The sequence below is a fragment of the Methylorubrum populi genome (genome assembly GCA_036946625.1).
Lineage (GTDB): Bacteria > Pseudomonadota > Alphaproteobacteria > Rhizobiales > Beijerinckiaceae > Methylobacterium > Methylobacterium populi_C.
In genome coordinates this window covers 211,618-232,334 of sequence record JAQIIU010000003.1, presented here as the reverse complement: position 1 = coordinate 232,334, position 20,717 = coordinate 211,618, and the positions used below count along the sequence as shown (strand labels likewise).

The window sequence follows — 20,717 nt, the reverse complement described above, 5'->3', positions numbered from 1 at the left end:
TCGCGATGACGGACAGCGCTATTGCCCGCCCTGCTTGGCGAATTCCGACAGCACGCCCCGCAGCACCTTGAGCCGGCCCTCGTAGGCCGCCGTCAGGCAGGCCACGTCGGTGCCGCAGGCACGGCGGTCCTTGAGCCAGGCCTCCTGATCCTCCTGCATCTTGGTGCGGTTGCCCATCGGCAGCAGGTCCTTGAGGATGTCGAAGCGCACCGCCATCTCGACGTCGAGGTCGTTGAGGGCGCGGGTGTCGCAGACCGTCCTCTCGTCCGGCGTCTCGGCCTTGGCGCAGGAAAAGCTCGCCGCCGCCGCCGGGGACGCCGCGGCGAGGCTCAGTGCGAGGGCGAGAAACGGGACACGCATGGGCAAGGCTCCTTGGCGGGCAACGGCCACGCTTTGCCCTTCCAACGGATCGTCTCCGCCCCGGTGCCGGGAACCCGCCGAAAAAATCAGCTCCAGGGCTTCACGATCGCGAGGATGACGACGCCGATCATCAAGAGCGTCGGCACCTCGTTGACGATCCGGTAGAAGCGGTGGCCGCGGGTGTTGCGGTCGGCGGCGAAGTCCTTGACCGTGCGGGCCAGGAAGCCGTGCACGCCGCTCATCGCCACCACCAGGGCGAACTTCGCCTGGAGCCAGGGCGACGCGTAGAACCCGCTCTGCCACGCCAGCCAGAGCCCGAGAAGCCAGGTGACGATCATGGCCGGGGTCATGATCGCCTTGAGCAGGCGCCGCTCCATGACCTTGAAGGTCTCGGACTGCACCCGCGAGCCGGCGGGCAGGGCGGCGTGATAGACGAACAGGCGCGGCAGGTAGAGCATCGCCGCCATCCAGGCGATCACCGCGATGACGTGGAAGGCCTTGATCCAGGGGTACAGGCTGTCGAGCACCGGCTGAGGAACTCCTGATGACGCAACGCGGGAGAAGGATCAGCGGCCGGCCCTGAGCCGGGCCAGCATCCGCTCGACATGGGCGACCGGCGTCTGCGGCGTGATGCCGTGGCCGAGGTTGAAGATGTGCGGATGCCCTTCCGTCGCCGCCAGGATGGCGTCCACGGCCGCGTCCAGGGCCCGCCCGCCCTCGATCAGCGTCTCGGGGTGCAGATTGCCCTGGGTGACGGTTCCCGCCGGCACACGGGCGCGCAGGGCCGCGAGATCGACGCCCCAATCGACGCCCACAACGTCCGCGCCGGTCTCGGGAACGACGCGGGCGTGTCCCTCGAGCCCGGAGCCGCGGGCGAAGACGATGATCCTGGCGCCCGGCACCTGCGCGCGGATGCCCTCGATCATCCGCGCGATCGGCCCGAGCGAGAAGCGCCCGAGCGCGTCGCCGTCGGCGGAATCCGGCAGCACGCCGGCATGGGACTCGAAGATCTGCACCGCGTCGGCACCGGCGCGGAACTGGCGCACGAGGTACTCGGTCTGGACCGTGACCAGCCGGTCGAGCAGCACGTCGAGGAACGCCGGATCGCGGGCCGCGAGCGCCCGGGCCGGGGCGAGGCCCGGCGTGCCGCGCCCGCCGATCATGTAGCTCGCCACGGTCCAGGGCGCGCCGCAGAAGCCGAGGAGCGTGGTCTCACGGGGCAGGGCGCCCCGGATGCGCTCCACCGCCTCGAAGACCGGCGCCAGATGCGAGAAGATGGCCGGGTCGCCGGCCTCGCGAAGACGCTCGAACTGCGCCCTGCCTTCGAGCGCGTCGAGGCGCGGGCCTTCGCCCTCGACGAAGCGCACGTCCTGGCCGAGCGCGTGCGGCACCACGAGGATGTCGGAGAACAGGATCGAGGCCTCGAAGCCGAAGCGGCGGATCGGCTGGAGCGTCACCTCGGTGGCGAAGGCCGGATTGTAGCACAGGTCGAGGAAGGAGCCGGCCTCCGCCCGGGTCGCCCGGTATTCCGGGAGGTAGCGGCCGGCCTGGCGCATCATCCAGGCCGGGGGCGGCGCGATCGCCTCGCCCGACAGCACCCGCAGCACCGGCCTGTCCGCCTTCGTTGCCTCCGCCATGCCCTCGACCCGCTTCCTGCCCGCTCGCCTTGCCCGGGAGCCGAGGAGGTCGCGACCGCGCCATCCCCACTCCGGCCCTCTTCAAGGAAAAAGGGATTCTAGAATCTCTGTTTTTTCTCTTGGACGTTGGATCGTGATGCCGCAAGCGCGTCCACAGGCCCTCCCCACAGCCGCGGCGTTAATCGCCTCTTAACGGATTGGCTCTAATCTCCACGATAGGCCAAGCTTGGCAGAGGCTTGCGTGGGCCCCTGTGCCCCGATCGCCGCCGCGGTCCCGGATTCTCCCATTCCGGGGACTCCGCCCTGCATGCAGGATCGCCGTGTTGAGGGAGGAGTCGACGGTTTTCGGGACAACCCGCGACCGCGCTCCGACCGAGCCGGCTTTTCCCCACTTGTCGACTCCCCGGGCGCGGGTTGGGGACAAAGCGGCGGACAGGCGGGCCGCTCGCACGGCAACCAACTGAAAATACGACCGAATTTGCGGATTGATCGCGCCTCTCCCAGCGACGTCGCGCTGCTGGATTGCTTCGGCTTCGCCTCGCAATGACGGAGGAGTAAGGCCCACATCGTCATTGCGAGCCGTCAGGCGAAGCAATCCAGTGGCGCGACGGTGGCCGAGCCCGCCTCACGCGATCCCGATTACCGGCCTCCGAAAGAACGGCAATTCGGCATCCCCCTCGCGCAGGAAAATGCTCTATGCATCGCGGGCGGGGCGGCCACGCCGCCCCCGGGATCGATGCGTCACGGCAGAGACGGGCCGACGATGAGCCGCAGCTACTTCCATCTCCATCTCGTCTCGGATTCCACCGGCGAGACCCTGATCAATGTCGGGCGCGCGGCGGCGGTGCAGTACGAGGGCATCTCGGCGATCGAGCACGTCTACCCGCTGGTGCGCTCGGGCGCGCAGCTCGAACGGGTGATCTCCGAGATCAGGGCGGCGCCGGGCCTCGTGCTCTACACCCTCGTCGGCCACGAGCTGATCGAGCGCCTGGAGGAGGCCTGCCGCGAGACCGGCTCGCCGACGCTCAACGTGCTGCAGCCGGTGCACGCGCTGCTGCGCTCCTATCTCGGCGCGACCTCGACCGAACGGCCGGGCGCCCAGCACATGCTCAACGCCGAGTACTTCAAGCGCATCGACGCGATGAACTTCACGCTGGCCCACGACGACGGCAACCTGCCCGACGACCTCGACGAGGCCGACGTGGTGCTGGTCGGCGTCAGCCGCACCTCGAAGACGCCGACCTCGATCTATCTCGCCAATCGCGGCCTCAAGACCGCGAATCTGCCCCTGGTGCCGTCGATGCCGCTGCCGCCGAGCTTCGACCGGGCGCGGAAGGCGCTGATCGTCGGGCTGATCGCCAGCCCCGAGCGGATCGTGCAGATCCGCCAGAACCGGCTGCTCAGCCTCAAGGCCGACGACAACTCTGCTTACGTCGACCGGGAATCGGTGGCCGACGAGATCGCCGCCTCGCGCCGGCTCTGCGCCAAGTACCGCTGGCCGATCATCGACGTGACCCGCCGCTCGATCGAGGAGACGGCCGCCGCGATCCTCGACCTCTACCGCGAGCACCGCCTCAAGTTCATCGCGACCTGAGGGCTCACGCCATGAACGAGGCGGACTTCGCCGCGGCCGACCTGCGCGAGACGGTCCAGGCCGGGCGCGGGCGCTGCACCGATCTCAGCCTGTCGTATCGCGACTGGGTGCCCCCGCCCGACCTGATGATCGGGCAGGTCACGCCCGACCTGCTGCGCTCGTATCACGAGCAGACCACCGTGCTCGGGACGAGCCTCTATGAGCTGCCGGGGGCGGAGGTGACGGAAGAGGGCGTCGTCCTCCTCGACGGCGTGTTCCAGTACGCCGCCCAGCTCAACGTCTTCCCCGCGAATTTCGAAGGGCATTTTCGCGCCGTCGCCGCCCGCCTTCCGGGCCTGCGCCGGGTGACGGTGGAGGATCCGGTCGTGCTGCTGACCGGCATGGGCCACCAGATGTACGGCCACTGGCTGGTCGATTTCCTGCCCAAGCTGTTCCTGCTCGACCGGGCCGGCCACGACATCGCGCGGTTGCGCTACCTCCTGCCCGCCGACACGCCGGGCTTCGTGCGCGTCTGGCTCGGCCTCCTCGGCGTCGGTGAGGACCGCCTCGTCGTCTACGACCGAACACGGGATCGCGTCGCCTGCCGCTGGCTGCTGGTGCCGACGGCCCTGCGCTTCGTCAGCCGTGCCTCGCCGCTGATGCGGCAGGCGCGCCGTTTCCTCCTGGAGCGCGTCCTCGAACGCACCGCGCCGCGCCCGCGCTGGCGGTTCGGCCGCCGCAGCGAGGCGCGGGGGACGGCAAAGATCCTGATCGCGCGCTCGGACAATGCCGATACCAGGAACCGCCGCACGCTGGTCGAGCGGGCGGCGTTCGAGGCGCGGGCGCTCGCCCGCGGCTTCGAGCGTGTCCGGCCCGAGCGGCTGGACATCCTCGAACAGGTCGCCCTGTTCCGCGCCGCCGGCACGATCGTCGGCGAGTACGGCTCGGGACTGCACGGCTCGCTGTTCGCGGCCCACGGCACGAGCGTGATCGCCCTGCGCGACAACGGGCTCGAACTCGGCTTCCTGCAGGGTTCCCTCGACCACGCCCTGGGTCATGCGAGCGGCTACGTCGTCGGCTCGGCCCGCTCGGAGGAGGGGTTCTTCTCGGTGGCGCCTCGGGATATCGACTTCCTGTTCGACTGGCTCGACTGGCGCGGCCTGCGCTGAAGGACATTCTTTCGCGTGAACGCTTCCACCCTCTGGCTCGCCCCCGAACCGCTCCTCCTCGCCTCGGCGAGTGCCACCCGGCGCGACCTCCTGGCGAGCGCGGGGCTTCCCGTGGAGACGGCGCCGGCGCGGATCGACGAGCGCGCGCTCGAAGCCGGGAGCGGTGGCCTGACGCCCCCGGAACTGGCGCTGCGCCTCGCCCGCGCCAAGGCAGAGGCGGTGGCCGCCCGCCATCCCGGCCGTGTCGTGATCGGCGCCGACCAAGTGCTCGCATGCGAGGGCCGCGTGTTCCACAAGCCCGCCGACAGCGAAGCCGCGCGGACCCACCTCGCCGGGCTCCAGGGCCGGACCCACCGGCTCCATTCGGCGGTCGCGATCCTGCGCGGCGGTATCGCCGAGACTTTCGTCGAGTCCGCGCGGCTGACGATGCGGCCCCTCGATGCGGCGGCGATCGGCGCCTATCTGCGGCTGGCGGGCGCGGCGGTCACGGGCTCGGTCGGCGCCTACCAGCTCGAAGGACTGGGCATCCACCTGTTCGAGCGGATCGAGGGCGACCACAGCGCGATCCTCGGCCTGCCGCTGACGCCGCTTCTCGCCCGGCTGCGGGGCATGGGCCTGCTGGCCTTCTGAGGCGGGGCGACGATGCAAGACGACCGGCACCACGATCACGAGCATGCGGGGCACGGGCATTCCCATGCGCACGGCCATGTCCACGCTCCGAAAGATTTCGGACCGGCCTTCGCGCTCGGCATCGCGCTGAACCTCGGCTTCGTCGGCGTCGAGGCGCTCTACGGCTGGCTGTCGAACTCCATGGCGCTGGTGGCCGATGCCGGCCACAACCTCTCCGACGTGCTCGGGCTCGTCGCCGCCTGGATCGCCGCGGTGCTGGTCAAGCGGGCGCCCTCGGCCCGCTTCACCTACGGCCTGCGCGGCTCCTCGATCCTGGCCGCCCTGTTCAACGCGGTGGTGCTCCTGGTCGCCACCGGCGGCATCATCGTCGAGGCGGTCCAGCGGTTCCTCGAACCGGCCCCGGTCGCCGTCACGACGGTGATGGTGGTGGCCGGCATCGGCATCCTCATCAACGGCTTCACCGCGTGGCTGTTCGCCTCGGGCGCGAGGGGCGACATCAACATCCGCGGCGCCTACCTGCACATGCTGGCCGACACGGCGGTCTCGGCCGGCGTCGTGCTCGCCGGCCTCGTCATCCTCGCCACCGGCCTCGACTGGATCGACCCGCTGGTCAGCCTCGTCATCGCCGCGCTCATCCTCGCCGCGACCTGGGGCCTGCTGCGCGACAGCGTGGCGATGTCGCTCGCCGCGGTGCCGCCGGGCATCGATCCGGAGGCGGTGCGCGCCTGTCTGGCCGCCCGCCCCGGCGTGCGCGGCCTGCACGACCTGCACATCTGGCCGATGAGCACCACCGAGCCGGCGCTCACCGCCCACCTGATCGTGGCGGGCGAGGCCCCGGACCGCCACTTCCTGAAGGAGACGGCGGACGAGTTGCGCGCGCGCTTCGGCATCGGTCACGCCACCCTCCAGATCGAGATCGAGGGGCAGACCGTCTGCACGCTGCCGAAGGGGTGCGTCGCGTGAGCCCGTTCGACGTCCCAGACGCATCCGCCGGCAGGATTCCATGACAGCCAAGGCCTTCGTCGTCGGCCATCCGATCCGGCATTCCCGCTCGCCGCTGATCCACGGCCACTGGCTCGCCGAGCACGGCATCGCCGGCGTTTACGAGCGCCTCGACGTGGCGCCGGACGCCTTCGAAGCGTTCGTCCGCGGGCTGCCCGCCTCGGGCTTTGCCGGAGGCAACGTCACCATCCCGCACAAGGAGGCCGCCTTCCGGCTGGCCGATACCCTGACGGAGCGGGCGAAGAGGATCGGGGCGGTGAACACCCTGATCGTCGAGGGCGCCCGGGTGCGCGGCGACAACACCGACGCGCCGGGCTTCATCGCCCATCTCGACCAGAGCCTCGGCCACGGCTGGCCGGAGCGGACCGGCGGGACCGCGCTCGTGCTCGGGGCGGGAGGGGCGGCCCGCGCCGTCGTCGTCGGGCTGGTGGAGCGGGGCCTGAGGGTCCGCGTCGCCAACCGCAGCCCCGGGCGGGCGCGGGCGCTCGCCGAACGCGACCCTGAGACCGTCGAGGCGCTCGCCTGGGAGGCGGTGCCCGGGGCGCTCTCCGGGACCGGGCTTCTCGTCAACACCACCTCGCTCGGCATGGCCGGGCAGCCGCCGCTCGATCTCGACCTCGCAGCCCTTCCGGAGCGCGCGGCGGTGGCCGACATCGTCTACGTGCCGCTGGAGACGCCGCTGCTCGCCGCGGCGCGGGCGCGGGGACTCGCCGCGGTCGACGGGCTCGGCATGCTGCTGCACCAGGCGGTGCCGGGCTTCGAGGCGTGGTTCGGCCTCCGCCCCGCGGTAACGCCCGGCCTGCGCCGGAAGATCGTCGCGGATCTCGCCGCGAAATGACCGCCGCCGAAAACCCGCGCCGCCCGACGGTGCTGGGCCTCACCGGCTCGATCGGCATGGGCAAGTCGGCCACCGCGGCGATGTTTGCCGCCCTCGGCGTCCCGGTCCACGATTCGGACGCGGCGGTCCACGCCCTCTACGGGCCGGGCGGCGCGGCGGCGCAGGCCATCGGCGCGGCGTTTCCGGGCAGCCTGACGCCGGAGGGCGGCGTCGATCGCCCGGCCCTGCGCGCGGCGGTGCTCGGCGAGGCGGACAAACTCGCCCGGCTGGAGGCGATCGTGCACCCGCTGGTCCAGGCCGAGAGCCGCGCCTTTCTCGCCCGCAACGCCGACGCGGCCCTCGTCGTCCTCGACATCCCGCTCCTGTTCGAGACCGGGGCCGACGCCCGATGCGATGCCGTCCTCGTCATCACCGCCCCGCCCGAGGTGCAGCGCGCCCGGGTGCTCGCCCGCCCCGGCATGACCGAGGCGGCGTTCGAGGCGATCCGCGCCAAGCAGATGCCGGATGCCGAGAAGCGGGCGCGGGCGGATTTTCTGATCGATACCAGCCGCGGGTTCGCACACGCGGAAGCGGAGGTGGCGCGGATCGTTAAGCGATTGACAAAACAAGCGTTTCCTGCTGCGTGATGGACCGAAGGAGAAAGAGCTGGACGTGGCTGCAACTTACCGATCCTTAACCAGTTTGTTGCAAATTGCGTCTTAAAGATTTTGTTGGCGCTGTTTTGCAAAAATCGTCTCCAATTTTTGGGGAGATGATTCGGCATGTCGAAGCGCCTCGAGGCAATGCGCTCCAATCCGAAGGCCGGTTGGACCATCACGGATGTCAGCGCGCTCTGCCGGGAGTTCGGCATTGATTGTCGCCCGGCTCGTGGCGGTGGCTCACATTACGGGGTCGGTCACCCGTCTCAGCCCGGGAAGTTGACCATTCCGGCGAAGAGACCCATCAAGCCGATCTACATCCGCGACCTTGTTCGGTTCATCGACAGAGTCAGAGACACTCCATGGACGAACTCACCTATCCGGTCGTGATCACGCCGCTGACCGTCGATGATGGCGGCGGGTTTGCCGCGACCGTTCCCGATCTGCCCGGATGCATGTCCGATGGGGAGACTCCCGAGGAAGCACTTCGGAACGTCCGCGAAGCGATCGATGCCTGGATCGAGACGGCGCACGAACTCGGCCATACCATTCCCCAGCCGACCCATACGCCTCTACGCGCGGTCGGTTGATCCGGCAGTCCGACTTGAGTGGGAATCTCGCTGATCGCTGCCGGATTTCAGGTGAACCCCACGAGTGAGGGCACCGACGCGGCGAATGATATGCTCGCGCGGCGTGCGCGGCATCCTCTGCATGTCTTCCGGCGTCAAAGGCTGGGCATCGGGATCGGACAAGGCCGCTGCATGGCGCTCCGCTTCGGACATGGCGTCGAACCGGCTCCAATCATGCATGATGTGTAACAGGCGTTGCCGTCATGGTCGTGTTGCCGCTGTTGCGATTTGATGGGCTGCCGCGGAGATTCGCACCATCCTACCCGGATGGGTAACGCTTTCCAGCGACAACTCGATCACCCTCCTCCCGCCGGGCATGGAATCCCAAAAAAATGCTGCGCGAGATCGTCCTCGATACCGAGACCACCGGCACGGATGCCCGAAACGGCGACCGGCTGATCGAGATCGGCTGCGTCGAGCTGATCAACCACGTCCAGACCGGCAAAGTCTATCACCAGCTCATCAACCCGCAGCGGGCGGTGTCGGAAGGGGCGTTCGCGGTGCACGGCATCTCGGACGCGATGCTCGCCGACAAGCCGGTCTTCGCCGACGTGGTCGATGCCTTCGTCGCCTTCTGCGGCGATGCGCGCCTCGTGATCCACAACGCGCCCTTCGACGTCGGCTTCCTCAACATGGAGTTTGCCAAGCTCGGGCCCTCCGCCCCGAAGCCGATCGTGCTGGAGGCGGTGGTCGACACCCTGCTGCTCGCCCGCCGCAAGCATCCGGGCGCGGCCAACAACCTCGACGCCCTGTGCAACCGCTACGGCGTCGACACCACCCGTCGGGTCAAGCACGGCGCGCTCCTCGACGCGCAGATCCTGGCCGAGGTCTATGTCGAGCTCCTGGGCGGCAAGCAGGCCAGCCTCGGCCTCAGCATCGCCGAACCGGTGGAGAGCGTGCGCGTGGCGGCGGTGGCCGATTCGGGTCCGGTCGGCCCGCGCCCGATGCGCAGCCGGCTCACCGATGCCGAGCGCGCACGGCATGCCAGCTTTGTCGAAAGCCTCGGAACGAACGCCGTCTGGCGCGAATATCCGGAGCCGTGAGATGGCAGCGGCTTCGGACCACGCCGGCAAGTCCTTGGCCGGACGCGATCTTCGGCTCCGGGACGATTCGAAGGTCGCGGGCCGGGACGCTTCGGGCGACCGCTTGCGGCCATCGCGCCCCTTGCTGCAATGCAAAAACTTTCATCTTGCGGCGCAGCATGAGCGTTCCCATACCATCCGGACGGATGGCGCGGGGATGGGCGCGATGATGGATGTGATGCAGGAGGGCCGGCTGGACGTTCCGGCCGCGGTGCGGCTCGGGACGAAACCCGGCGACCACGAGAAGATCACGGTCAATCTCGGCTTCGTCGATCTCGGCCATGTCGACCTGCTCGTCTCGGAGGGCGTCTACGCCAACCGCAGCGACTTCATCCGCACGGCCATCCGCAACCAGATCGAGCGGCACGCCGACATCACCCGCCAGTCGGTCGCCCGCAAGCCGATCGAACTGGGCCTGCGCCGCTACGGGCGGGCGGAACTCGAGACGGCCCTGCGCGCGGGCGAGCGGCTCGCGATCCGGGTGCTCGGCCTCGCGGTGATCGCCGAGGACGTGCCGCCCGACCTCGCCAGCGCGTCGATCGCCTCGATCGAGGTGCTCGGCACCCTCCAGGCGAGCCCCGCCGTGAAGCGGGCGCTGGCCGATCGCCTGCTCTGATCCCGAACGACACGCCAACCCTCGTGACCCGCTGCGCTCGCGCGCGCCCGTCGCCGACCCGGAAAGCGAGACCCGCATGACCGATCGTTCCAGCACCTTCCTCTCGGACATGGCCGAAGCGACGCGCCTGACGCGGGCCGGACGGCTGACCGAGGCGACCGCCCTGATCCAGCGCAGCCTCGGCGCACCGGGCATGGGCCCGGAGGCGTCGGCCGCGGATCGCGCGGCTCCCCGGCTCGAAGCCAGGATCGAAGCAGGGGCCGAAGCCGCGCACGAGGCCCTGATCCCACAGCGGCTGCGCGAGAACATCGACCAGATGATGCGCGGCCTGCGCACGCTGGCCCCTTCGCTCAAGGGCTTGGTCGGCGGCGGCCTGCACGCGCCGAGCCCCGATGGCGTGGAGCCGGAAGACGGCCAGTTCGTCGCGCGCAGCTTCTCCAACGCCGCCGGCGCGCGGGACTACAAGCTGTTCGTCCCGAGCCCGCGGGCCGGAAGCCGCCCGCTCCTGGTGATGCTGCACGGCTGCACCCAGTCGCCGGACGACTTCGCGGCCGGCACGCGCATGAACGCCCTGGCCGAGGAGGAGGGGATCTACGTCGTCTATCCGCGCCAGTCGCGCCGGGCCAACGCGCAGAAGTGCTGGAACTGGTTCGAGCCGGGCGACCAGGGCCGGGAGATGGGCGAGGCGGGCATCGTCGCCGGCATCGTCCGCGCGGTCTGCGCCGAGCACCCGATCGACCGGTCCCGGATCTACATCGCCGGCCTCTCGGCGGGCGGGGCGGCGGCGGCCAACATCGCCCGGGCCTATCCCGATCTGTTCGCCGCGGTCGGCGTGCATTCGGGTCTGGCCGCCGGCTGCGCCCGCGACCTGCCCTCGGCGCTCTCGGCGATGCGCGTCGGCGCCCCCGGCGCGTCGGCGCCCGGCGGTGCCGCGGGGTTCGGCGCCGGTTCGGTGACCCAGAGTCTGCGCGTGCCGACCATCGTCGTCCACGGCGAGGGCGACGGCACCGTGCATCCCCGCAATGCCGAGGCCGTCCTCGCCCAGGCCGGTGTCGAGTCGTTGACGCCGCGGCAGGAGACCGGGAACGGTGGCGGCCACAGCTACACCCGCACCCGCTACGCCGACGAGACCGGCCGCGTGCAGGTCGAGGCGTGGTCGGTGCAGGGCGCGGGCCACGCATGGTCCGGCGGCAGCCCGGAGGGCAGCTACACCGATCCGAACGGGCCGGACGCCTCGCGGGCGATGCTCGACTTCTTCCTCGGCCACAGCCTGCCCGGCCGGACAGGGTGAGGGATCATCGGGACCGACCGGGCAGGGCGGTCGCCAGACCGTCGGGGTAGAGAGCGATCCCCGGCGGGAGGTCGCCCGGCCCGATCCAGCGGGCGGTGCAGGCCGCGCCGTCGTCCTCGCCGAAGCGGATCACGTCGCGGTCGTAGAGGGCCGCGTCGTGGAGGCGGATGTCGGCGGCGAACAGGATCTCGTGCCGATAGATGTTCTCGAACACCGTCCAGGGGCCGGTGATCGTCACGCCGCCGCAGCTCCGCTACGCGTCCAGCCCCGCCGCCGCGGCATCGGCCAGGGCCGCGCGCCATCTCTCCCAATCCGCCGCCTCGACCGCAAGCTCCACCGCCGGCGGGCGCGGCAGCACCAGGGCGGCGGCGAGATCGCCCGCCGCGAAGCTCAGGCCCCGGTACTGCGCGAAGTTCGCGAAGGTGACGGAGAGCCCCGGCGGCGCCCGCTCGACGCGGCCGACGGCCAGCAGATCGAGCGGCACCGTCAGGCCGCAGCGCAGGGTTTTCGCGAGCGCCTCCTTCAGGCACCACAGCCGCGTCAGCCGCTCGGCCTCCCCCGCGTCGAGACAGACGGCGATCAGCCGACGCTCGGCGGCGGTGGTCTGACTCGTCAGCAGCGGCCCGTTGTCCGGCCGGATGCGTTCGAGGTCGATCCCCATCGGGCAGGCCGCGGGGAAGGCGACCGCGGCGGCGACCGGTCCAGCATGGGACAGGCTGATGCCGAGATCGTCCCCGCCGGCGCCGGACAGCACCGGCTGCTCCAGCACGCCGGGCCGGATCGCCAGCGCCCGCGGGTCGAGACCGGGCCGAAGCGCGGCCAGCGCGCATTTCGCCGCGTAGCGCCCGACCAGCAGGCCGTGGCGGCGGCGGGCGTGCAGCCGGTCGGTGAGAAGCCCCTCCTCGTCGGCGTGGAGGAAGTTTCGGCGACGGGCATCGAGCCAGCCGAGCGGCGCGCTCGCCAGCGCGAGGGCGGCCTGCATCGGCCCCGTCCGGCGGGAAACGAGTCCGATGCGCAGGCTGCGCACCAGCGGGGCCGCGGTACCCGGCCCCGCCGCGCTTTCGGCGCTTTCCTCACCCGTCATGACCACCCGCCCGCTTCGCTTGGGTTTTTCGGATGACGCAAGTGACTCATCCGACCTGCGTCGCACCCTGGATTACTTCGCCTGACGGCTCGCAATGACGGGGTGGGTGTGCTTCTCCTCGTCATTGCGAGGCGAAGCCGAAGCAATCCAGGGCGCGACGAGAGCCGGATCGAGCTGGAAACAATAAAAGGCGCCGGTTTTCCGACGCCTTCCAAAACCCGAGCCCCCAAAGAATCAGAGGCTCAGCGTGTGCTTGGCTTCCTGCATCTGCACGATCTGCGCGTTCAACTGCTCGCGGCGGGCGAGATCCTGGGTCGCGTCGCGGGCCATCTCCGCCGCCTCGATCTCCTTGTCGATCATGGCGGGGGTGATCTCCTCGATCGGCGCCGCGCGCTCGGCGAGCACGGTCACCGTCTTCGGGCCGATATCGGCGAAGCCGCCCTGGACGTAGATGCGCTTGCCGTTGCCGGCGGTCTCCGTGACGGTGATGACGCCGACCTTCAGGGTGGTCAGCACCGGGGCATGGCCCGGCAGCACGGTCATCTCGCCCTCGCTGCTGGGCAACTGCACGGCCTCGACCTCGCCGGAATACAGCGTCCGCTCGGGGCCGACGAAATCGAAGTGGAAGGTGGCCATCGTCAATCAGGTCCCGAAGTTTGATGTCAGCGCCGGCCGCGGTCGGCGACGAAACCCGCGCCGAAGCCGACGACGGCGCCGATCAGGGCGAACAGCCCGACATGCCGGAGCTGGCCGGTGGTCAGCTCGCCGCCCCGCGCGCCCGCCGTCGCGTCCTTGTCCTGGACCTCGACGCTGAGCGGACCGAGCCTGATCTCCGCGGCCTGCGGCCGGGTCAGGTAGCCGACGAGGCCCCCGACCACGAGGCCGACGAGAAGGAGAGCGATCTTGGCGTTCATGCCCGTCCCTTACGCGGCGAGCTTCTTGGCCTTCTCCTGGGCCTCCTCGATCGAGCCGACCATGTAGAAGGCGGCCTCCGGCAGGTCGTCGTACTGGCCCTCGACCAGGCCCTTGAAGCCCTTGATCGTGTCTTCGAGCGCCACGAGCTTGCCCGGCGAGCCGGTGAACACCTCGGCGACGTGGAACGGTTGGCTGAGGAAGCGCTCGATCTTGCGGGCGCGCGCCACCGTCAGCTTGTCCTCTTCCGAGAGCTCGTCCATGCCGAGGATCGCGATGATGTCCTGCAGCGACTTGTAGCGCTGCAGGGTCTGCTGGACGCGGCGGGCGACGTCGTAGTGCTCCTCGCCGAGGATCGCCGGCGAGAGCATGCGCGAGGTGGAGTCGAGCGGGTCGACGGCCGGGTAGATGCCCTTCTCGGCGATGGAGCGCGACAGCACGGTCGTGGCGTCGAGGTGGGCGAAGGAGGTGGCCGGGGCCGGGTCGGTCAGGTCGTCCGCCGGCACGTAGATCGCCTGCACCGAGGTGATCGACCCCTTGGTCGTGGTGGTGATGCGCTCCTGCAACGCGCCCATGTCGGTGGCGAGCGTCGGCTGGTAGCCCACGGCCGACGGAATGCGGCCGAGAAGCGCCGACACCTCGGAACCGGCCTGCGTGAAGCGGAAGATGTTGTCGACGAAGAACAGCACGTCCTGGCCCTCGTCGCGGAACTGCTCGGCGATGGTCAGGCCGGTCAGCGCCACGCGGGAGCGGGCGCCGGGCGACTCGTTCATCTGGCCGTAGACCAGCGCGCACTTGGAGCCCTCGGCCGAGCCGTCGTTCTCCTTGGGGTTCTTGTTGACGTTGGACTCGATCATCTCGTGGTAGAGATCGTTGCCCTCGCGCGTGCGCTCGCCGACGCCGGCGAACACCGAGTAGCCCGAGTGGGCCTTGGCGATGTTGTTGATCAGCTCCATGATCAGCACGGTCTTGCCGACGCCCGCGCCGCCGAACAGGCCGATCTTGCCGCCCTTGGCGTAGGGGGCGAGCAGGTCCACCACCTTGATGCCGGTGACGAGGATCTGCGCCTCGGTCGATTGCTCGTCGTAGGAGGGGGCCGGCTGGTGGATGGCGCGGAAGGTGTCGGCCTCGATCGGGCCGGCCTCGTCGATCGGCTCGCCGATGACGTTCATGATGCGGCCCAGCGTGTTGTGGCCGACCGGCACCTTGATCGGCGCGCCGGTGTCGGAGACCTCCTGGCCGCGCACGAGGCCCTCCGAGGTGTCCATGGCGATGCAGCGCACCGTGTTCTCGCCGAGCTGCTGCGCCACCTCGAGGACGAGGCGGTTGCCCTGGTTCCTGGTCTCCAGGGCGTTCAGGATCTCCGGCAGGTAGCCGTCGAACCGCACGTCGACCACGGGGCCGATGACCTGGGTGATCCGGCCCTTGGCGTTGGTGGGATTGGCGTTGGTGGCCGGGGAAGCGGTGTTCGCCATTGCGATGAGTCCTCTTGGAGCGCTCTCCGCCGAAGTGGACGCCGGTTCGGCGTAAGAGAGCGCGAAACAGGGACTTGGAGCCGCTCCCGATCGCTTTGCGATCGGGAGCGGCTCCAAGCGGCGGTCAGAGCGCTTCCGCGCCCGAAATGATCTCGATGAGTTCCTTGGTGATCATGGCCTGACGCGTGCGGTTGTAGACCAGCGTCTGCTTCTTGATCATCTCGCCCGCGTTGCGGGTCGCGGAATCCATGGCGCTCATGCGCGCGCCCTGCTCGGAAGCGGCGTTTTCCAGGAGCGCCCGGAAGACCTGAACGGTCAGGTTCTTCGGCAGCAGCGTTTCGAGGATCGTCTCCTCGTTCGGCTCGAACTCCATCGCCGCGTCGGAACCGGCCGTGGCGGCGCCGTCCGTCTGCGGCAGCTCGGCCGGGATGATCTTCTGCGCCGTCGGGATCTGCGAGATCACCGAACGGAACTCGGCGTAGAACAGGGTCGCGACGTCGAACTCGCCGGCCTCGAAGCGGGCGAGGATGTCGTCGGCGATCTCGGCGGCGAAGGGGTAGTCGACCGGCTTGTTGCCGCGGATGTCGCGCGAGGCGACGATCCGGTCGCGGAACTGGCGGCGCAGGATGTCGAGACCCTTCTTGCCGACCGTCATGATCTTGACGGTCTTGCCTTCGGCCATCAGCCGGTTGGCGTGGTCGCGGGCCAGACGCGCGATCGAGGCGTTGAAGGCGCCGGCGAGACCACGGTCGCCGGTGCAGACCACGAGCAGGTGCACCCGGTCCTGGCCGGTGCCGGAGAGCAGGCGCGGGGCGCCGACGCCGCCGATCAGGTTGCCGGCGAGGTTGCCGAGCACGCTCGCCATCTTCTCGGCGTAGGGACGCCCGTTCTCGGCGGCGTTCTGGGCGCGCCGCAGCTTGGCGGCGGCGACCATCTGCATCGCCTTGGTGATCTTCTGCGTCGCCTTCACCGAGGTGATGCGGTTGCGCAGATCCTTCAAGCTGGGCATCGAGGTGCGTCCGGGTCCGTTCCGAGAAGCCTCTCCTTCCCCTTGCGGGGAGGAGCCGGAGGTGGGGATGGTGCAGGATGGGGCGCTGCGGTGCCTTCTGCCAGACCCCCACCCCTAATCCCTCCCCACCCAGATCAGGCCTGCCTGATCTGGGCAAGTCCTGATCCGATCTCGGGCAAGCCCGAGATCGAGGGGGGAGGGGGAACCGTCGTCAGGCGAAGGACTTGGCGATGCCCTCGATCACGCCCTTGAGCGTGTTGGCGTTGGCGTCCGAGAGATCCTTGGAGTCGCGCACCGCGTCGAGCCAGTCCTGGTGCTTCGAGCGCAGGGTGCCGAGCAACTGGTCCTCGAATTCGCGGACCTTCGCGACCGGGAGCTTGTCGAGGTAGCCGTTGACGCCGGCGTAGATCACCGCGACCTGCTCCTCCATCTTCAGCGGCGAGAACTGGGGCTGCTTCAGGAGCTCGGTCAGGCGCGCGCCGCGGTTGAGCAGGCGCTGGGTCGAGGCGTCGAGGTCGGAGCCGAACTGGGCGAAGGCCGCCATCTCGCGGTACTGCGCCAGCTCGCCCTTGATCTTGCCGGCGACCTTCTTCATCGCCTTGGTCTGGGCCGAGGAGCCCACCCGCGACACCGAGAGGCCCACGTTCACCGCCGGGCGGACGCCCTGGTAGAACAGGTCGGTCTCGAGGAAGATCTGGCCGTCGGTGATCGAGATCACGTTGGTCGGGATGTAGGCCGACACGTCGTTGGCCTGGGTCTCGATGACCGGCAGCGCGGTGAGCGAGCCCTTGCCGGCGGCGTCGCCCATCTTGGCGGCGCGCTCGAGCAGGCGCGAGTGCAGGTAGAACACGTCGCCCGGATACGCCTCGCGGCCCGGCGGGCGGCGCAGCAGCAGCGACATCTGGCGGTAGGCGACCGCCTGCTTGGAGAGGTCGTCGTACACGATCACGGCGTGCATGCCGTTGTCGCGGAAGTACTCGCCCATGGCGCAGCCGGCGAACGGCGCGATGAACTGCATCGGCGCGGCGTCGCTGGCCGTGGCGGCGATGACGATCGAGTATTCGAGCGCGCCCTGGTCCTCCAGCACCTTCACGAACTGGGCGACGGTGGAGCGCTTCTGGCCGATGGCGACGTAGACGCAGTAGAGCTTGGCGTTCTCGTCCGAACCCGAATGGGCCGGCTTCTGGTTGAGGATCGTGTCGAGGGCGATCGCGGTCTTGCCGGTCTGGCGGTCGCCGATGATCAGCTCGCGCTGGCCGCGGCCGACGGGGATCAGGGCGTCGATCGCCTTGAGGCCGGTGGCCATCGGCTCGTGCACGGACTTGCGCGGGATGATGCCCGGGGCCTTCACGTCGACGCGGCGGCGCTCGGTCGACGGGATCGGGCCCTTGCCGTCGATCGGGTTGCCGAGGCCGTCGACCACGCGGCCGAGCAGGCCCTTGCCGACCGGCACGTCCACGATGGCGCCGGTGCGCTTGACGGTCTGGCCTTCCTTGATCTCGCGGTCGGAGCCGAAGATCACGACGCCGACATTGTCCTGTTCGAGGTTGAGGGCCATGCCGCGCACGCCCGACTCGAACTCGACCATCTCACCGGCCTGGACGTTGTCGAGGCCGTAGACGCGGGCGATGCCGTCGCCGACCGCGAGCACCTGCCCGACTTCCGTGACCTCGGCTTCCTGGCCGAAGTTCTTGATCTGCTCTTTCAGGATCGCGGAGATCTCGGCGGCGCGGATGTCCATCGTCGGGCCTCTTCAAAGGGTCGGGTGCGTGTCTGTTCGGCTGTCGGGCGGTTCGCGAGGGTCTTTACGAGACCGCTCAGCGCGCTTCCCGCATGGCCAGGCGGATGCTGTTGAGCTTGGTCCGGAGCGAGGCGTCGACCATGCGCGAGCCCATCTTGACGACGATGCCGCCGATCAGGCCCGGATCGACGTGGAGGTCGATGTCGACCTCGCTCCTGGCGACCTCGCGCAGCGAGGCCTTGATGTCCTCGATCACCGCGTCGGAGGGCTTTTCCGCGACGCGGACCTCGGCGCGGACGATGCCCTTGGCCTCGCGCACCTTCTCGCGATAGGCACGGATCATGTCCGGCAGGGCGAACAGGCGGCGGTTGGCGGCCGAGAGCTTGATGAAGTTGGCGGCGAGCCCCGAGATTCCGGCGCGGTCGAGCAGGGCGCCCACGGCGGCCGTCTGCTCCCCGGCCGAGAAGGCCGGGCTCTTCACGAGCCGGCGCAGGTCGGCGCTCTCGCGGCAGAGCGCGTCGAACGTATCGAGGTTCTTCGCGACGTCGTCGACCTGGCGCTCGTCGCGGGCCAGCTCGTACAGGGCCGACGCGTAGCGGCCCGCCACACCGGCCAACAGAGGACCCTCGGAACCGTTCTGCGCCACCCGTCGCTCTCTCTTGATCCTTGCCCGCCGGGCCTTCGCGCCCGCCTCGTGACGGCGGCGACTCGAAGTCCGTGGGGATTGGAATTGCGCCGGGCACGGAAGGCCTTGAACGGTCTCCCCGCGGCGCGGCTGTCGCCTAGCATGCGTTCCGAGGGGGCGCAAGGCAACGTTAGGGCGATGGTTGGGCGCTCCGAGGGCGGGGCGCGGACCGCATGGAAAGACCGCATCGACGCGTGTGCACCCCTCACCTTCCCGCAAGAGTTGATCTTCGACGTCGTCGGGTGCAGCGATACTTCGCTGGCTGGGCTGGCTGGGCTGGCTGGGCTGGCTGGGCTGGCTGGGCTGGCTGGGCTGGCTGGGCTGGCTGGGCTGGCTGGAGACGATTCGCGCCCGAATGAGCAAACGCCGCGGGACCCGCCTCGTCGATCTTTCGCTCGGCCCGATCCCGGTCGAGGTGATCAACCTTAACGCTCGGTCTCGAACTTGATCCGGGACCGGTGATCCTGAGCCGAAGCGCACAGAAGCACGCCCTCTCGTCTCATCCGACATCCGGTTGATGACTTCGGCCTGTTCTGCGTCATTGCGAGGCGAAGCCGTGGCAATCCAGGGCGCAACCTTTCCGGAGATGTCGCGCCCTGGATCGCTTCGCTGCCGCTCGCGATGACGGAGGATGGCCAAACCCGAAGTGATCAATCGGAAACGGTATCATCCGACCGAATATCCGCTCTGCCTGCCTCATGTCGCGGCCGTCATCGCGACCCCACTCTATCCGGGCGACGATTTCAGGAACGGCGGGAAGATCGAGATGATCGGCCGTGTCCCGGCGCTTGGCTCGTTCCTGCTCGTTGCCGTCACGATGGAGCGGGACCCCGCGGGCCGCTACAACGTGTGCAGCTTCTATCCGATCAGCGAGAAGAAGATTCAGCCGCGGCGGGAACGCGGCTTCCTGCGCGTCGCGATCTCGAAGCGCTGAAAACGACAAAGGCCCCGGTTTCCCGGAGCCTCTGCGAAATCGTGCAGATCATGAAACATTGCCGGGTTGCCCAACTCCGGATCTCTTCACACCGCCTGCGTGGCATGCCGTACAGCCGATGCTACTTTGCCCCCGCCTGAGCGTGGGCGCGTGAGGAGGCCGTTCTCACCTCAAATCTCATGCTCTGCGCGCGTTGAAGTGGCCCTCTCAGATCCAGCCCTGCAACTCCCGCCGCACCACGTTCTCGATCACCCGCATCCCGAGGTCGGAATCGTTGAGGCAGGGGATGAAGGCGTAGTGCTCGCCGCCGTTCTCCTCGAAATAGTGGCGGTTCTCGCCGTCGAGTTCCTCCAGCGTCTCCAGGCAGTCGGCGGTGAAGCCCGGCGCCACGATCGCCATGCGCCTGACGCCGGACTTGGCCAGCGCCTGCACGGTCTCGTCGGTGTAGGGCTTGAGCCATTCCTCGGTGCCGAAGCGCGACTGGAAGGTCACCCGCATCCGCTCGGGCGAATAGCCCATCGCCTCGCGGATCAGCCGGCCGGTCTTGAGGCATTGGCAGTGGTAGGGATCGCCCTTGAGCAGGTAGCTCTTGGGCACGCCGTGGAAGGAGGTCAGGATCACCTCCGGCTCGAAGTCCAGCCTGGCCAGCCCCTCGCGGATCGAATCCGCCATGGCCTCGATATAGACCGGATCGTCGTGATAGGGCGGGGAGACCCGCACGGTCGGCTGCCAGCGCATCTGCATCAGCGCCTTGAAGGCCTGGTCGCAGGCGGTGGCCGAGGTCGCCGCCGCGTATTGCGGATAGAGCGGCACCAGCAGGATGCGGTCGCAGCCCTGATCGAGCAGGGCCTGGATGCGCAAGGACACTTCCGGCTTGCCGTAGCGCATCGCCCAGTCGACCGCGACGGAATCGCCCATCGCCGCCTGCAGCTTCTCGCACTGGCCGCGGGTGATGGTCTTGAGCGGGCCTTCATCCCGCTCGTTGTTCCAGATGCCGGCGTAGTCGCGGCCCTTCGGGCCCGGCCGCTTGGTCAGGATGATCAGGTTCAGGAGCGGCCACCAGATCAGGCGCGGCACCTCGATCACCCGGCGGTCGGAGAGGAACTCCTTGAGGTAGCGGCGCATCGGCCAGTAGCCGGTGCCCTCGGGCGTACCGAGATTCATCAGGAGCACGCCGACGCGGCCCGTCCTCACGGCCGGATGGTCGGGCGGCAGGGTCGGGGCCACGCGCACCGGCTCGCGCAAAAAGGTCTCGGGCAAAAGTGTCTCGGGTTCGACGCGTTCGTTCATCGGGTTTCCGGTCACGGGCGTCCCGCCTTCCTCAACGCGGCCTCAAGGCGGCAAGCGATCCGGTTGTGCGGGCCGGCCGTTCGATCTAGAGCAGGCGGCTTTCCAAGGCCAAGGCTCTGGCC

General features: G+C 69.4%; 23 protein-coding genes. 11 read left to right on the top strand and 12 right to left on the bottom strand.

Features of this window, described 5'->3' with window-relative positions; genetic code table 11:
• Positions 1–18: 18 nt before the first annotated feature.
• From PGN25_12540 to hemE, 3 genes are all read right to left on the bottom strand, one after another.
• A complete protein-coding gene (locus tag PGN25_12540) occupies positions 19–360 on the bottom strand; it encodes a hypothetical protein (protein MEH3118381.1) in 342 nt (113 codons plus the stop codon).
• An 86-nt stretch (positions 361–446) separates the two neighbouring features.
• Positions 447–887, bottom strand: a complete 441-nt coding sequence (hemJ, locus tag PGN25_12535; protein MEH3118380.1) for a protoporphyrinogen oxidase HemJ — start codon at positions 885–887, stop codon at positions 447–449.
• A 39-nt stretch (positions 888–926) separates the two neighbouring features.
• Entirely contained in the window at positions 927–1,997 is a 1,071-nt protein-coding gene (gene hemE / locus PGN25_12530; GenBank protein ID MEH3118379.1) for a uroporphyrinogen decarboxylase, read from the bottom strand.
• Between the two features lie 763 nt (positions 1,998–2,760).
• Here hemE and PGN25_12525 point away from each other — a divergent pair.
• From PGN25_12525 to PGN25_12480, 10 genes are all read left to right on the top strand, one after another.
• On the top strand, positions 2,761–3,591 hold the full coding sequence (locus PGN25_12525) for a kinase/pyrophosphorylase (protein ID MEH3118378.1): 831 nt from the start codon (positions 2,761–2,763) through the stop codon (positions 3,589–3,591).
• Between the two features lie 11 nt (positions 3,592–3,602).
• Positions 3,603–4,739: a glycosyltransferase 61 family protein gene (locus PGN25_12520; protein MEH3118377.1), complete on the top strand. Its 1,137-nt coding sequence runs from the start codon at positions 3,603–3,605 to the stop codon at positions 4,737–4,739.
• A 15-nt stretch (positions 4,740–4,754) separates the two neighbouring features.
• Positions 4,755–5,369 (top strand): Maf family protein, encoded by a 615-nt coding sequence (locus PGN25_12515; GenBank protein MEH3118376.1) that lies wholly within the window; start codon positions 4,755–4,757, stop codon positions 5,367–5,369.
• A gap of 12 nt (positions 5,370–5,381) precedes the next feature.
• Positions 5,382–6,332 carry a cation diffusion facilitator family transporter gene (locus PGN25_12510; GenBank protein ID MEH3118375.1) on the top strand — a complete coding sequence of 317 codons (951 nt, stop codon included), beginning with the start codon at positions 5,382–5,384 and terminating at the stop codon, positions 6,330–6,332.
• Positions 6,333–6,372: 40 nt separating this feature from the next.
• On the top strand, positions 6,373–7,209 hold the full coding sequence (locus PGN25_12505) for a shikimate dehydrogenase (GenBank protein ID MEH3118374.1): 837 nt from the start codon (positions 6,373–6,375) through the stop codon (positions 7,207–7,209).
• Positions 7,206–7,835 (top strand): dephospho-CoA kinase, encoded by a 630-nt coding sequence (gene coaE, locus PGN25_12500; GenBank protein MEH3118373.1) that lies wholly within the window; start codon positions 7,206–7,208, stop codon positions 7,833–7,835. Before PGN25_12505 ends, coaE begins: the two co-directional genes overlap by 4 nt.
• Before the next feature lie 374 nt (positions 7,836–8,209).
• Entirely contained in the window at positions 8,210–8,437 is a 228-nt protein-coding gene (locus PGN25_12495; GenBank protein ID MEH3118372.1) for a type II toxin-antitoxin system HicB family antitoxin, read from the top strand.
• A 371-nt stretch (positions 8,438–8,808) separates the two neighbouring features.
• On the top strand, positions 8,809–9,519 hold the full coding sequence (gene dnaQ / locus PGN25_12490; protein ID MEH3118371.1) for a DNA polymerase III subunit epsilon: 711 nt from the start codon (positions 8,809–8,811) through the stop codon (positions 9,517–9,519).
• Positions 9,520–9,724: 205 nt separating this feature from the next.
• Positions 9,725–10,174, top strand: a complete 450-nt coding sequence (locus tag PGN25_12485; GenBank protein ID MEH3118370.1) for a CopG family transcriptional regulator — start codon at positions 9,725–9,727, stop codon at positions 10,172–10,174.
• 76 nt (positions 10,175–10,250) lie between these two features.
• Positions 10,251–11,465 carry a PHB depolymerase family esterase gene (locus PGN25_12480; protein ID MEH3118369.1) on the top strand — a complete coding sequence of 405 codons (1,215 nt, stop codon included), beginning with the start codon at positions 10,251–10,253 and terminating at the stop codon, positions 11,463–11,465.
• A 4-nt stretch (positions 11,466–11,469) separates the two neighbouring features.
• Here the strand turns inward: PGN25_12480 and PGN25_12475 are convergent, their stop codons facing one another.
• The 8 genes from PGN25_12475 to PGN25_12440 all read right to left on the bottom strand — a co-directional run bounded on the left by PGN25_12475 (position 11,470) and on the right by PGN25_12440 (position 18,332).
• Positions 11,470–11,703: a hypothetical protein gene (locus tag PGN25_12475; GenBank protein ID MEH3118368.1), complete on the bottom strand. Its 234-nt coding sequence runs from the start codon at positions 11,701–11,703 to the stop codon at positions 11,470–11,472.
• A gap of 15 nt (positions 11,704–11,718) precedes the next feature.
• Positions 11,719–12,549: a 4'-phosphopantetheinyl transferase superfamily protein gene (locus PGN25_12470; protein ID MEH3118367.1), complete on the bottom strand. Its 831-nt coding sequence runs from the start codon at positions 12,547–12,549 to the stop codon at positions 11,719–11,721.
• A gap of 234 nt (positions 12,550–12,783) precedes the next feature.
• The gene (locus PGN25_12465) at positions 12,784–13,185 is read right to left on the bottom strand and encodes a F0F1 ATP synthase subunit epsilon (protein ID MEH3118366.1); all 402 of its coding nucleotides are present in this window, start codon (positions 13,183–13,185) and stop codon (positions 12,784–12,786) included.
• A gap of 26 nt (positions 13,186–13,211) precedes the next feature.
• On the bottom strand, positions 13,212–13,463 hold the full coding sequence (locus PGN25_12460) for a hypothetical protein (protein MEH3118365.1): 252 nt from the start codon (positions 13,461–13,463) through the stop codon (positions 13,212–13,214).
• A gap of 9 nt (positions 13,464–13,472) precedes the next feature.
• The gene (gene atpD, locus PGN25_12455) at positions 13,473–14,936 is read right to left on the bottom strand and encodes a F0F1 ATP synthase subunit beta (GenBank protein ID MEH3118364.1); all 1,464 of its coding nucleotides are present in this window, start codon (positions 14,934–14,936) and stop codon (positions 13,473–13,475) included.
• Positions 14,937–15,060: 124 nt separating this feature from the next.
• A complete protein-coding gene (locus PGN25_12450; protein ID MEH3118363.1) occupies positions 15,061–15,945 on the bottom strand; it encodes a F0F1 ATP synthase subunit gamma in 885 nt (294 codons plus the stop codon).
• A 211-nt stretch (positions 15,946–16,156) separates the two neighbouring features.
• Positions 16,157–17,686 (bottom strand): F0F1 ATP synthase subunit alpha, encoded by a 1,530-nt coding sequence (atpA, locus tag PGN25_12445; GenBank protein MEH3118362.1) that lies wholly within the window; start codon positions 17,684–17,686, stop codon positions 16,157–16,159.
• A 76-nt stretch (positions 17,687–17,762) separates the two neighbouring features.
• The gene (locus tag PGN25_12440; GenBank protein ID MEH3118361.1) at positions 17,763–18,332 is read right to left on the bottom strand and encodes a F0F1 ATP synthase subunit delta; all 570 of its coding nucleotides are present in this window, start codon (positions 18,330–18,332) and stop codon (positions 17,763–17,765) included.
• A gap of 670 nt (positions 18,333–19,002) precedes the next feature.
• On the opposite strand from PGN25_12440, the gene PGN25_12435 reads away from it, so the two are divergent.
• Positions 19,003–19,305, top strand: a complete 303-nt coding sequence (locus tag PGN25_12435) for a hypothetical protein (protein MEH3118360.1) — start codon at positions 19,003–19,005, stop codon at positions 19,303–19,305.
• Positions 19,306–19,512: 207 nt separating this feature from the next.
• On the opposite strand, the gene hemH is transcribed toward PGN25_12435, so the two are convergent.
• A complete protein-coding gene (gene hemH, locus PGN25_12430; GenBank protein ID MEH3118359.1) occupies positions 19,513–20,595 on the bottom strand; it encodes a ferrochelatase in 1,083 nt (360 codons plus the stop codon).
• Positions 20,596–20,717 lie beyond the last annotated feature (122 nt).